Origin of the sequence: Actinoplanes italicus (assembly GCF_003001815.1) — a bacterium.
GTDB classification, from domain to species: Bacteria; Actinomycetota; Actinomycetes; order Mycobacteriales; family Micromonosporaceae; genus Actinoplanes; species Actinoplanes italicus.
Window position 1 is genome coordinate 506811 of record NZ_PVMZ01000005.1, and the last position, 12632, is coordinate 519442.

Here is a 12632-nt window from a genome sequence, read left to right on the forward strand (position 1 = left end):
GGAATCCAACCTGTTAAATGTCACGCGTGTCAATCTCTGATGGAACGTGAGCGAAAATGTGCACTGCTTTCGATCCAACGCTCGATGATCGTCGCGAGGACGCCGAGCGGCACGGGACCGGCGCCCAGCACCCGGTCGTGGAAGGCGACCTCGTCGTAGCGGCTGCCGAGCGCGACGCGGGCGCTTTCGCGCAGTCTCAGAATCTCCCGGGCGCCTACGCTGTACGCGAGCGCCTGACCGGGCCACGCGATGTACCGGTCGACCTCCTTCCGCACGCCGGTTTCCGAGCCGACGGTGTGTTCGCGCAGAAAAGCCCGCGCCTGCTCCCGCGACCAGCGACGGGCGTGCAGGCCCGTGTCGGCGACCAGGCGGGCGGCACGGATGGCGGCCATCGACACCTGGCCCAGACGCGTCAGCGGTGAGGAATAGAGGCCCAGTTCCCCGGCGAGTTGCTCGGCGTAGAGCGCCCATCCCTCCACGTAGGCCCCGAGCCGGGTGTCCACATAGCGGCGGTAGCCGGGCAGCTCGTGGAGCCCTTGGGCGGCGACGGCCTGGAAGTGATGACCCGGCACAGCCTCGTGGAAGATCAGCGCCTCGAGACCGAACCGGGTGCGCTGATCGGGTTCGGCCGTCCCGATGAACACCGTGCCGGGACGACTGCCGTCCACGGCCGGCGGTACGTAGTAGGCGGCCGCCGCCGACGCCGCGTCCTCGGCCGGCACCTCCTGCATGGCACACGGCGCCGACGCCGCGAGCGACGTGATGTCGGCGGCCCGCGCCTCCGCCCGTCGCAACGCCGACGCCACCGCCGCCCGGACCTCGTCGGCGCTGGTGAAACGCAGTGCCGGATCGTCACGCAGCCGAGCCCGCACCGCCACCGGATCGCTCAGCCCGAACGCCTCCACGCCGAGCCGCGACCAATGCTCGTCGAGTTCGGCGAGCAGCCGTACGCCCAGGTCGTGAATCTCCTCCGGGGTTTTCGCCAGCGTGGTCTGCGCGGCGACGGCAGCCCGGTAGCCGGCCTCTCCCCCGCGCACCGCCCAGATGCCGGCGTGGTCGTCGTCGCGGGCGACCGCGGCCGGCTCCCCACTCAGAGCTTCGGCCAGGCGGCGCATCGCGGGCCGCACCTCGTCCTCGATCAGCCGCCGGTTCGGATCGCCGGCACCGATCGGCCGGTCCAGGTGGGCCCGCAGCTGGGCGACGGCCTGCTCGATGCCGGCCCGGGTGCTGGGGCGGCCCCGGGCGGACGCGTCACGGTAGCGCTCGGCGAGGCCGTCGAAGAAGGCGGCCGCACCCGGCAGGCGCTGGTCGCCGCCCGCCGTGAAGTAGGAGCCCTGCGGGGAGCCGATGACCATGGCCGAGGCGTTGGCCTCCCAGAGGCAGTGCTCGGCCTCGTCGGCGGCGGTGTCGGCCATCCAGCGCAGCACCTGACGGTCGATGTCGTCGCCGTCCGCGATCTCGGCGTCCCGCGCGGTCCGCCGGAAGTCCGCGGCGGCGGCCCGGTCGGCTTCCGGCCGCGGATCGGGCAGCATCGCGTCATAGGCGGTCAGCCCGACCAGACTCGCTCCCAGCGGGTCGTGACTGTTGAGCCGGTGGAAGAAGGCGGCGCCGAGTTCACGTACGGTCACCGCGCAATCCTTACAGAACCAAGCCCGCCGATGTTCCCTCCGCACCCGGATCGATGGTCATTGGGTACTCGGCGACAGCCATCCCAGTACCCTCGGCTCGGCATACAACCTTGCCACCGACCTGACCTCGCTGGGCGAGCACGAGCGGGCGCGGGCGATCGACGAGGACACACTGGCTCGCCGGCCTCGATCGCACCGGCGACACGGGTCAATGCCGCCCGCTCGCTGGGGCCGTCCCGGCCGGTTCGCTTTCCCCGGCGGCCATCCCCTCCTCCGCCGCCACCGGCACGAGCAAGGCCGCGATCAGGGGGAACACCGCCACCACGGCGAAGCTCGGCGCGAAACTGACCGCCCCGATCGCCATGGCGATGACCGGTGGGGTGGCGGCGGTCATCACGTTCTGGCCCGTGGTCTGGATGCCGAGGGCGCGACCGGCCCACGCGGATCCCGCGTATTCGGCGACGGCGGTGAAGGACAGGCCGTTGCTGCTCACCGCCACCACGCCGAGGAACAGCAGGACGGGAACGGCAACGCTGGACCCGGCCGCGGCCGCAGCGGCCAGGACCAGCATCCCCGCGCCGGTGGTCACCGCGATGATCCGCATCGGACGTAGCCGGCTTCCGGTGCGGTCGGACCAGTAGCCGGCCGCAAGACGGCTGAAAGCGCCGCACACCTGCGCCCCGGCCAGCAGATGTCCGGCGGCCAGAGCGCTCCAGCCGCGAGCGTCGGTGAGGAACACCAGCGCAAAGGTGGTGATCGTGAACTGCGGAACGACCAGGAGCGCGCTCGCGGCATGAACACGCCACAGGACGGGCGTGCGATAGGGCGCCCCGACGCCCGACGCGGGACCGGTGGCCTTCTCGGCGGTCGCGGCGGATGGGACCGGGGCCGGATCGCGGACCAGCAGGAACGCTGCCGTAGCCGCGGCCAGGAACAAGGCGGAGAGGAACAGCAGGGGCACGCCGGTGCCGCCGGAGGCTAGGGCGGGCAGGGTGGCCGCGGCCAGGGCGAGGCCCATCGGCTGGGCGCTCTGCCGGATTCCCATCGCCAGCGCCCGCTCGTGGCGGGCGAACCAGCCGAGGATCAGCCGGCCGCTCGCCAGCACCGAGGCACCGGCCGCGCCCGACAGCGCCAGCAGCACGGCCAGGCTGGCGGTGCCGGGCGCCCACCGGGCGGCGAGCAGGAAGAGTCCGGCAAGCCCGAGGCCGGTGGACAGCACGACGCGCTCACCCCACCGGTCGGCCGCGGCGCCCCACGCGATCAGGGTGAGCATCACGCCGGCCGTGGGGCAGGCGACCAGAAGACCGGCCTGTTCCAGGGAGAGCCCCTCGTCGCGGAACGCGGGGATCAGGTAGGCCAGGCCGTACTGCGACGTGCTGCCCGCGATCATCGCCAGCATCCCGACGATCAGAACCAGCCAGCGCATCCGGTCACTTCGCATGTCCAGGACCCGTCCCTTCCTCGGTACGCCGGCCGGCGAATCCCGTTGATCTCATCACGCGTGACGCCGAGCCAGGCGGAGTGCTCCGATCGACGCGACGAGCGCGACGACGGCGCAGGCCACCGAGGTCACCAGCACGGCAGGCCAGGGCACCACGATCACCGCGTCCCGCCGGATCCCGGTCTGGTCTCATGGCTTCGCACGCGCTACACCGAAGGCGGTACGTGGCGTTCGCTGGGCTTCGCCGCCCTGCTGATGATCGCGCTCTGGCCGATCGACCTGCTGGCGGTGGGTGCTGGCAGTCTTGACCTTCCTGCGGTCGTGAACCCACTTCGAGGAGGCCGCCATGAACGCGGACGACGTCATGGCTCGCATCGGTCACGGTGTGGAGCTGCACCACCAGCGGGGCGACCGGGAAGCGGCCCGCCTGCTGTTCGCACGGGTCTGGGCCGAGATCGGCGGCGAGCAGGGCGACCCGCTGCACGTCTGCGTCCTTGCGCACTCGATGGCGGATGTTCAGGACGACATACGGGAGGAACTCGTCTGGGACCTGCGGGCGCTGACGGCGGCGGGCCGGCTGACCGATGATCGGGTGGCGGCCGCGGGGGTGCCGCTGTCGCTGGCCGGGTTGTATCCGTCGCTGCATCTCAACCTGAGCGAGTGCTATCGCCGGCTCGGGGATCTCGATCTGGCACGCGAGCATCTGCGGGAGGCGAGAGCCGGGATCGGTGTGCTCGGCGACGACGACTACGGCCGGCTGATCAGGGGTGGTCTGGAACGCCTGGAGGAGCTGCTGGCCGAGTGAGGATGAGGCTCAGTTCGGAGGCGAAGTGCCTCGTCGACTGCAGGGTGGCCGAAGCGGCGTCGAGTCGCGCTCCGGGGCGGATCTGGCGGGTCGAGGTGAGGTCGCGCCGTAGTGCCTGCAGCTCTGCGAGGTGGGCGTCGATCAGGTTGAGAACATCACTGTGCATGGAGCGCCCCGGGTGAACGAATCGTGATCTCGTCATCGGTTGCGACGCGGCACTGTCCGTGGCCGACGCCTTTACAACCGGTTGCGAGCGTAGGGCAGCAAGATGAACGGACGGTGCAGTACCGGCTCAGTTCGATGAAGTGGGAACGTCATACATCGGCCGTGAGCTCGGCAGAAACGATCACGATGCAGCAGGAAGAGACGTCTGTCACTCGACTATCGGGCGGCGATGTGGCGGAGACGGTGAGGTGGGATTCCGGCCGCGGTGAGCGATGCGGCGATCGTCGCCGGTGAATGGTCGAGGAAGACCGCGACCTGATGATCGTCGCCGAGTCCGCAGGCGGCCGCGAGGGTCCCCAGGCTGATCGGGTCGAGCTCCTCGACTTTGGCCAGGTCCATGACGAGGCGCAGCGGCCGGGTGCGGCGGATGGCCTCGACCAGGGTGCAGCGGAGCCCGACCGCGGCCTCCGCGTCGAGGGTGCCGTGCAGCTGGATGACGAGCGTTCCATCAGGACTCGTATTGACGTCCACCGTTGCGACGGCCATCGAACGACCTTCCGTAACCCCGTGTTCTCCGAGCCGTCAACAGTAGAACCTTGCCCAGGCCCGGTCGAGGGTCCACAGGAAGAGTTCACCTCATCACGGCGAGGTCACGGCGGCGTCCGCGGCGTCCAGCAGGTCGATCAGCTCGTCCTCGGTCGGCACGTCGATGCGGTCGGTCCAGCGCAGCGTCGCGACGACCGTGTCGAAGAGCAGGCAGACCGCGTTCAGCACCTCGCTCTCCAGGTCGCCGTCGGTGAGGACGGTGTAGGTGAGCAGGGCCCAGACACCCGCCACCTCCGGATGCGCGATGTAGTAACTGACCTTCAGCGACGGCGGCTTGCGGCCCACCGCGTCGCTGGCGACCACCTCGGTGATACGCGCCGCCGGGCCGCCGCCGATCTCCAGGCGGTTGCCGTTCGGGCCGGCGTCGGCGAGCAGCGAACCGAGCAGCGCCTGTGGGTCCGGCGCGTCGTCGGGTTCCTCGATGACCGTCAGGAGCAGGGAGCCGGGCACCCGCCAGCCGTTGTGATACTCGGTCAGCGGCAGCAGCACGGCTCGGGCCCCGCCACGGGCCGCGTCATCGGTCGCGTTGGTGAGTTCGGTACGCAGCATCTTGCGGAACGGGGCCGCCTTGTCCCGTGGCAGCGAGTCCGGCAGCCGTGACTTGATCAGGGCGTCGATGGTCCGCGACCGGAGCCGGGCCGACTCCGGCGTGGTGGGGATGTGCGCCCAGCCGTCGGGAACGATCAGCTCGAAGTCGATCACTGGTCAGCCTCTTCCGGAAGCGTGACGCCGGCGGTGGGAAACGTGACACCGGCGGCGGGGAACGTGACGCCATCGGCGGGGAGCGTGACACCGTCGGCGGCGATCGTGGTCATCAGCTGTTCGACGCCGGCGCCGATCACGGCCATCTGCGGCATCTCGAAGACGCGGGTACGCAGAACGACGTCGAGCCCGCTGTCGAGGCGCATGGCGGCGTCGACGCGCCCGTACGCCGTGCCGTGCGGTGTGCGGCCGACGGCGAACACCCGGACGCCGTCAGCGCCGGGAACGCTGACGTAGTGCAGCACCGGCTCACGGGCGTCCTCGGGCAGCCCGTGTGCGCCGACGACCTCCATCAGGTATTCCGGGTCGTCGGCGCGCGGCCGGTGGAACTCGGCGACCAGCGGGATCGGCGCCCAGCGGACCTGGCCGTCGTGGAAGGCGGTGCCCCACGCCAGCCGGGCGTAGCCGGGCAGGTCGTCGGCCTTCTCGATCAGCACTCGGGCGGTCTCCCGGCCGACGGCCTCGGCGGTGAAGGGGAACTCCCCCGCGGTCCAGGCGGTCCGCGCGGTGTCCAGGGTGCGGCCGGCCCATTTGCCGAAGAACTCGACCATGTGCTCGGTGAAGCGTTGTTCGGCACCCTCGGCGGCCAGGGGCACGAACTCCCAGTAGAACGGGATGTCGGTGAGAGTCACGAGATCGGCGTCAGTTGACATCGGGGATCCACTCCTCGAGGCGGCCGCCGGAGTAGATCAGGCCCGGCCCGAAGGTGAACAGGGCGTTGAAACCACCGAAGACGAACCAGTACGGGCTGATGCTGCCGCCGACGGCGTTCATGACACTGGACAGGCCGCGGAAGCCGTCCATGCCGCCGATGACGCCGGACCACTCGCGGGCGAACTGGCCGGGGTTGCGGAACAGGTTGCCCCACATGCCGAACGCCGCCCGGCTCTGGATCACGGTCGACTGGAAGAAGCCGATCTCCGGTGTGATCTGCCCGAACCGGCCGAGCAGGTTGTTGATGCCGGGCAGGTTGAACCAGTCGGAGGTGTTCTGCCAGCCGCTGGCCGGGTTCGTCGGGACGTGGAAGTCGCCGGGCCCGAACTGCTGCGTGACGGTGACGTTCCCGCCGCCGGGACGGACCGCCCCGGGGCCGAGGTCGTCCAGCTGGATGGGACGGCCGTTCCAGTCACCGGTCAGGTTGAGCCGCGGCGGGCGGCCGGGGACGGCGTTCATCTCGCCGGTGATGTTGTTGAGGGTCCGCGCCGAGTTCGCCAGGTTCTTGCCGAACAGCGAGATCGCGGCGCCCACTCCGGCGAGGCCGAGTCCGACGGCGCCGAGCACGACGTCCAGGACACTGCCCTCGCCGCCGGCTAAGAGCACGCTGTCGGCTATCAGCGTGATCACACCGGCGACCACGGTTCCCAAGATCAAAAGATTCACACCCGGGAAGATCAGGCAGAGTACGGCCAGCACCATGCCGATGATCGCGAAGATCTTGCTGATCTCGGCGAAGAACGCGTTGACCTTGTCCTTCCAGGTGTCGGTCAGACCGTCGTCGTACCGGCGTGCGCTCACCGCGTCACCCAGCCGCTTGCCGGCCACGTCGAGCGCGTCCAGGGCCGCCGTGAGCTTGTTCTTCGCGGCGGTCAGCTGGGAGCCGGCCTCCTCCTGGGCGCGCTGCTTGTCGGTGTCCTTCTGCTGCTCCTCGGGCGGGAGCACACCGTCCGGACCCTTCTGCCCGTCCGGACGGGCGTTCGCCGAGCTCACCGCCGACTTCGCGGACTCCTCCGCGGACAGTGCCGCAGCGGTCTCGCGCTTCGCCTCTTCGAGTTCAGGGATGTACTTACTGATCTCCGAAGCGCAGTCGTCATAACGTACAGCCGCCTTGCTCAAATCGTCTTTGATCGATTGAGCGTCCTTCTTGAGCGGCTCGACGTAGGCGCCCTGCAGGCTCTCCGCCCCGGCCTCGACGATCTTGGCCAGTTTGGCGATCGTGTCGTTGAGGGTCGTGGCGATGTTCTGGTAGTCGCGCTGGGCCTGCTGGATGCGGTCCACCGACGCCTTGTTCAGGGTGCCGAGGCGTGCGTCGTCGCTCACTGGCCGTTCCCCTCGAGGGAGTCACGAAGCTGCTGATCGGCCTTGGCCCACGCCTCGTTGACCTCCTCGACCGTCTTCGCGAACTTCTTCATCGCCTCGACCATCTTTCCGCGGTGGATCTTCCAGTTGTCGGCGAAGTCGCCCATCGACGAGTTGGCGTTGCCCTGTCCCCAGTGGCCCTTGTCGGTGTTCTGGAGGTGGTTGGCGCCCTCGAACGCGCTGACCAGCGCATTGAGATCGTTGACCAGCTCGCCGAGGTCCTGGACTACGAGGTCGGCCATCAGGTCTCCGGTTTCAGCAGGGGGATCTGGAGCGACTGCAGGGAGCCGTCGCCGAGGTGGGCGCGGGCCGCGCCGGGCACGACACGCTCGGCCAGGTGCGCCCGGGAGAGCCGGACGCCGACCAGGTCGCCGGCGCTCAGCGTGGGCGGGGACAGCAGGATGCCACGGCGGTTCTTCTTGACCTCGACCTGCCAGCCGGAGAAGCCCATCGCCACCGAGGAGATCTCCCCGGCGATGACGACGGCCCGCTTCGAGCCGGACGCCTGCCGGACCAGCTGGCGCACGTAGTCGCGGGCCAGCATGTCGCGCCAGCTCTCGGCGTCGTCGATCAGCAGCACCACCGGGCCGTCGCCGGGCTCGATGAGCTCGGCGAAGTCGGGGTCGCGCGGGTTCTCATCGGTGATCACGCCCCGGACGCCGGGCCGGCCCGCGAAGTCGCGCAGCGGCGACCGCAGCGGCGCTCCGATCACGATCTCCGCGCCACCACGCAGCAGCGACTCGGCCATCACCGCGAGCGCGGTGCTGCGCCCGGAGCGGGACGGGCCCGCGATCAGGAAGGTCGGCAGGTCGTTGACCAGGTCCATGCCGATCGGCTCGAGCTCGTCGCCGCCGACGCCGATCAGTGCCCAGCCCGGTGCCGGAGTGGGCAGGCTCTCCCACACCTGGTCGAACGTGAGCTGGGTCGGCATCACGGCGATCCGGCTGGGACGCTGTTCGCGCGGCACCGCCGCCTCACGTTCGACGAGCCGGGCGGCCAGCGCGTGCATGGCGGCGACCTGGGACGGACCGGACGGGTCCGCGTCGAGCAGGGCGACCTGCAGCTCGACGGAGCTGACCGCGCGGTAGCCGCGGCCGGGCGGCATGTTCTCCGGGATCTTGCGCGGGTTCAGTCCCGCCATGCTCGCGTCGGCCCGATCGGAGAGCCGCAGCACCACCTTCTCCTCGGTGAGCGAGCTGATCCGCCCGCTGAGCAGCGAATGGTCACCCGTGATGATCAGGTGGACGCCCGCGCTGGCGCCCTCGCGCAGCAGCGTGTACACGAGGTCGGTGAGTGCGCCGCCGTCGTGTTCGCTGAGGGTTCCCATGAACCCCTCCCAGCGGTCGAGCAGCAGCAGGATGTGCGGCAGCCGGTCCGCGGGCGCGCTCGCGGCCCGCTGCTCGGTCAGGTCGGCGAACCCGCCCTCGCCGAGCAGTCGCTGGCGGCGCTGCACCTCCTGCTGGAGGCGGTTCAGCAGGCGCACGGCCCGTTCGGTGTCGGAGCGCTGCACGACCGCGCCGCAGTGCGGCAGCTTCACCATCGGGAGCAGCGCGCCGTTTCCACAATCAAGACCATAGAGATGGAGATCGGGTACGGCCGACGCGCTCGCGGCTGCGGCGGCGATCGTACGCAAGGCCTGTGATCTTCCCGATCTCGGTGCCCCGGCGATGTGCAGATGACCGAACGTGGACAGGTCGATCAGCATCGGTTCCTGCCGCTGGCTGCGGGGCAGATCCTGCACCGCCCAGGCGAAGACGGGCTCGCCGGAGGCGGCGGCGTCCGTGCTCAGCCCGGCCACGTGGGTGGTCGGCAGCGGCGGCAGCCACGGACGGCGCTGCCGTGGGAAGTTCGCCATGTCGCTGGCCAGCCGGATCGCCGAGACCAGCACCGACAGGTCGGTGGCCTCCTCGGTCTCGGTGACGCCACGCGGGCGCTGCGGCACCGGACGGCCCAGGTGCTGCCAGTCGACCGGGTAGAGGAACGGCGCGACGACCGCCGTCCGGTCCGGCCGGCCGGGACGCCGCCCGCCGACCCGTCCGGCCTGGAACGGGATGAGCGAGCTGTGGCCGAGCCGGGCGTACGCGCGTCCCGGGGTCGACGCCGAGATGGTGGCCGCGTCGCGTGCGTCGATGACGTCGGTGCTCTCCCCCGCGTCCGTGACCCGCAGCGCGACCCGCAGGTTGGTGTTGGCACGGATCTCCGCCGACACCACACCGGACGGTCGCTGGGTCGCCAGGATCAGGTGGATGCCGAGCGACCGGCCCCGCTGGGCGATGTTGACCAGGCCGGTGACGAAGTCGGGCAGCTCACGGGCCATCGACGCGAACTCGTCGATCACGATCAGCAGACGCGGGATCGGGGCGAGCCCCGGCCGCCGTACCGAGAAGTCGATGTAGTCCTCGATGTCCTTGGCACCGGCCGCGGCGAGCAGGTGCTCGCGGTGGGTCAGCTCGGCGCCGAGCGACGTGAGGGCCCGCTCGACCAGGTGCGAGTCGAGGTCGGTGACCATGCCGACGGTGTGCGGCAGGTCGACGCAGTCCTTGAAGGCCGCGCCGCCCTTGTAGTCGACGAGCACGAAGTTCATCGCGTCCGGCCGGTTCGCCACGGCCAGCGACGCCACCAGCGTCTGCAGGAACTCGGACTTGCCGGAGCCGGTGGTGCCCGCGATCAGGCCGTGCGGGCCGTGGTGGACCAGGTCGAGCGCGAACGGCCCGTCGAGCGTGTAGCCGATCACCGCCCGGGTGTTGCGGCCGGACGCCGACCAGCGAGCGCCGATCGCGGCCGGGGACGGCTCCTCGAGCTTGAGCACCTCCAGCAGCCGGGCCGCGGCCGGCAGGGCGGCGTCGCCCTGGTTGTCGCTGACGTCACGGATCGGGGCGAGCCTGCGGCCCGTGGTGGCGTACCACTCGTCGACGACCTCGTCGACCCGCACGTCGTCGATCCGGGCAGCGCGCTGCTGGTGCAGGGTCGTCGGCAGCCCCGCACCACCGGCGACCACGGTGGTGCACTCCTCCGGCAGAGTGCGCTGGTCGCTGTCCACGCAGATGGAGTAGACACCGACGGCCGGACCGGACAGCAGGATGTTGACGACGCCGGGCAGTGCGCGCAGCCGGCGGGCGCCGTCGAGGACCACCACGATGTCCGGATCGGAGATCACCGCGTTGGCGCCGGCGTTGAGCCGCGCCTGACGGCGGCCCTCGATCAGCTCGATCAGCTCGGCGACGCGGCGGGCGATCGTCTCGGCGTCGGTGCCGAGCAGGGTGAGCGTGCTCTGCCCGAGCAGCGGGCGGGTGTGCGGCAGCCAGGCCGCCCAGTCCCAGAGCGAACCGCCCGCCGGGTCGGTGAGGATGTAGAGCTGCACGTCACGGGGGCTCTGCAGGACGGCGAGCTGGCCGGTCATCCAGCGGGCCACCCGGCGCGGCCAGTCGTCGCGGCCGGCCACGCCGACCACCCCGGCGTGCGCGATGGAGAACGCGACCGGCACATCGTCGACCTGCCGGGACTCACGACGCGGCGGGTTCTCGCCCTCGAGCTCGACGGTCACGTCGCCGCGCAGGTCGGCGGTGCCGACCCGGACCACCAGATGATCGGGGTCGGTGCGACGGCGTTCCCAGAGCCGGGCGCGCGGTCCCATGGCGATGACCAGCAGTTCGGCCGGATCGGGACTGGCGGTACGGCGGTCGCGGCGCTCCAGCTCGACCGCGGCGACGATGTCGGCCTCGACCTTGTCGCGGCGGACCTTGTACTCGCCGACCTTCGACCGGTGACTCTTCTTGCCCTGGCGGCGTCCGGTGATCCAGTTCGCGACCACCATGATCGGCGACATAGCGGCCATCATCAGGTACAACGGGTTACGCAGGGCCACCGACATGACGACACCGAACACGGCCGGCAGAGCCGCCGCCACCCAGGGCATCGGGTTGCCGTCCGGAGTCTTCGGCTCGGCCGGCATGCGGAAGATCCCGGGACGCTGCGGCGGCAGCAGCCGTGGCGGACGGTTGTAGTCCAGGTACTCGTTGTCCGGGGACGGCTCGACCATCGCGTCCGGGCGAAGCACCGGATGCGCCTCGAACAGGGTCTGCCCCACCTGCAGCTGCGCGGTCACCGGCCAGGGCGTTTCACCATCAAGAGCCTCACGATCCAGCCGTACGCCCTCCGCGGCGCCGCGGATCCGCACGGCCGCGTCGATCGAGACCAGGATCGTCGCGGCGACCGGAGGCTGGTCGGGCTCCAGCTGCACGGGGCTGCCCGGCGCCGACCCGAGCCGGTGCTCGCCGGCACCGAGGTTCCAGATCCGGCCCGCACCCGACCCCGCCACCGCCCGCAGCGTGACCAGGCCGTTGATGGCCGACGGCGCCGAACCCGGCTGGTGCAGTGACAGCACCGTGCCGTCGTGGATGCCGCTGTCGGCCAGCGGCAGGTCGAGGTCGAGCTGTCGCCCGTCACGGAAGACCCGGTCGTCGTCGACGGCCGGGGTCCGCGCCAGGTACGACGGGTCGAGACCGTCCAGGAGAGCCTTGACGACGTCCCGGACCGGCGTGGTCGGTTCGGCGTCCACCAGCACGTCGACCGACCAGGCCGACGGATGCTCCAGTGTGATCAGCGCCCGCACGTTGCTGCTCTACCTCTCCCTCATGACGGCAGAGCGCCGCGCCGGTCCTGCGACCGGCGCGGCGACTTGGTTACTCTCAGCGATTGTTGAGCGAGTTGGCGAGCTGGGTGTCCATGTCACGCATCGCGTCCACGGTCTTGTCCAGCCACGACGAGAGCTGCTCGAGGGTCTCCATCACCTGGTTCGCCGACGTCACGAACTCGGTGTGTACCTCGTCGAACTTCCCGGACGCCTGGTCGGTGACGAAACCCGAGGCAGTGAGGTTGTCCACGATGGACTTGCACTCGGTCAGGCGCGCGTCGATGTCGTTCTTGTTGTTGCGCATGCGGGTCGCGCTGTCCGACATCTCGGCGTAGGTGATGTTCAGATTCGCCATCGGTGGTCCCTCCACAGTGGTGCCGGGTGATGGCGCGCACCAGCCCGACGATCAGCAACGCGATCAAACTAGGGCGATCGTGCGATCTTGTCTATGTAGGTTTGGACACTCCGGACGATCTCCTCCGAGGCGAAGCCCTAAGATTCGGCGATCATGGGCCA

10 protein-coding genes and 1 pseudogene are annotated in these 12632 nt (G+C 70.4%); 2 read left to right on the top strand and 9 right to left on the bottom strand.

Annotation, left to right across the window (positions count from 1 at the left end; genetic code table 11):
• Positions 1 to 29: 29 nt before the first annotated feature.
• Positions 30 to 1628, bottom strand: coding sequence for a DUF885 domain-containing protein (locus tag CLV67_RS16140; RefSeq protein WP_106319016.1), 1599 nt, complete (start codon positions 1626 to 1628; stop codon positions 30 to 32).
• A gap of 208 nt (positions 1629 to 1836) precedes the next feature.
• Positions 1837 to 3054, bottom strand: a complete 1218-nt coding sequence (locus CLV67_RS16145; RefSeq protein ID WP_203736974.1) for an MFS transporter — start codon at positions 3052 to 3054, stop codon at positions 1837 to 1839.
• A 75-nt stretch (positions 3055 to 3129) separates the two neighbouring features.
• On the opposite strand from CLV67_RS16145, the pseudogene CLV67_RS53370 reads away from it, so the two are divergent.
• Together CLV67_RS53370 and CLV67_RS16155 are read left to right on the top strand one after the other, a co-directional pair.
• A pseudogene (locus CLV67_RS53370) lies at positions 3130 to 3357 on the top strand (sensor domain-containing protein); the annotation flags it as partial.
• A gap of 58 nt (positions 3358 to 3415) precedes the next feature.
• On the top strand, positions 3416 to 3874 hold the full coding sequence (locus tag CLV67_RS16155) for a hypothetical protein (protein WP_106319018.1): 459 nt from the start codon (positions 3416 to 3418) through the stop codon (positions 3872 to 3874).
• Between the two features lie 381 nt (positions 3875 to 4255).
• On the opposite strand, the gene CLV67_RS16160 is transcribed toward CLV67_RS16155, so the two are convergent.
• The 7 genes from CLV67_RS16160 to CLV67_RS16190 all read right to left on the bottom strand — a co-directional run bounded on the left by CLV67_RS16160 (position 4256) and on the right by CLV67_RS16190 (position 12471).
• Entirely contained in the window at positions 4256 to 4585 is a 330-nt protein-coding gene (locus CLV67_RS16160; protein ID WP_106319020.1) for an STAS domain-containing protein, read from the bottom strand.
• A gap of 93 nt (positions 4586 to 4678) precedes the next feature.
• The gene (locus CLV67_RS16165) at positions 4679 to 5347 is read right to left on the bottom strand and encodes a hypothetical protein (protein WP_106319022.1); all 669 of its coding nucleotides are present in this window, start codon (positions 5345 to 5347) and stop codon (positions 4679 to 4681) included.
• Positions 5344 to 6060 carry a hypothetical protein gene (locus tag CLV67_RS16170; RefSeq protein ID WP_146169174.1) on the bottom strand — a complete coding sequence of 239 codons (717 nt, stop codon included), beginning with the start codon at positions 6058 to 6060 and terminating at the stop codon, positions 5344 to 5346. Before CLV67_RS16170 ends, CLV67_RS16165 begins: the two co-directional genes overlap by 4 nt.
• Positions 6050 to 7444, bottom strand: a complete 1395-nt coding sequence (locus CLV67_RS16175; RefSeq protein ID WP_106319026.1) for a hypothetical protein — start codon at positions 7442 to 7444, stop codon at positions 6050 to 6052. The genes CLV67_RS16170 and CLV67_RS16175 overlap by 11 nt, the downstream gene beginning before the upstream one ends.
• Positions 7441 to 7725 (bottom strand): hypothetical protein, encoded by a 285-nt coding sequence (locus tag CLV67_RS16180; protein WP_106319028.1) that lies wholly within the window; start codon positions 7723 to 7725, stop codon positions 7441 to 7443. Before CLV67_RS16180 ends, CLV67_RS16175 begins: the two co-directional genes overlap by 4 nt.
• Entirely contained in the window at positions 7725 to 12095 is a 4371-nt protein-coding gene (locus CLV67_RS16185; RefSeq protein ID WP_106319030.1) for an FtsK/SpoIIIE domain-containing protein, read from the bottom strand. The genes CLV67_RS16180 and CLV67_RS16185 overlap by 1 nt, the downstream gene beginning before the upstream one ends.
• Positions 12096 to 12171: 76 nt before the next feature.
• Positions 12172 to 12471, bottom strand: coding sequence for a WXG100 family type VII secretion target (locus tag CLV67_RS16190; protein ID WP_106319032.1), 300 nt, complete (start codon positions 12469 to 12471; stop codon positions 12172 to 12174).
• Between the last annotated feature and the right edge of the window lie 161 nt (positions 12472 to 12632).

Bases quoted from the DNA above. Each gene is read 5' to 3' on its own strand.
- CLV67_RS16145 (WP_203736974.1), bottom strand. From the start codon at position 3,054: ATGCGCTGGCTGGTTCTGATCGTCGGGATGCTGGCGATGATCGCGGGC.
- CLV67_RS16155 (WP_106319018.1), top strand. From the start codon at position 3,416: ATGAACGCGGACGACGTCATGGCTCGCATCGGTCACGGTGTGGAGCTG.
- CLV67_RS16160 (WP_106319020.1), bottom strand. From the start codon at position 4,585: ATGGCCGTCGCAACGGTGGACGTCAATACGAGTCCTGATGGAACGCTC.
- CLV67_RS16170 (WP_146169174.1), bottom strand. From the start codon at position 6,060: ATGTCAACTGACGCCGATCTCGTGACTCTCACCGACATCCCGTTCTAC.
- CLV67_RS16180 (WP_106319028.1), bottom strand. From the start codon at position 7,725: ATGGCCGACCTCGTAGTCCAGGACCTCGGCGAGCTGGTCAACGATCTC.
- CLV67_RS16190 (WP_106319032.1), bottom strand. From the start codon at position 12,471: ATGGCGAATCTGAACATCACCTACGCCGAGATGTCGGACAGCGCGACC.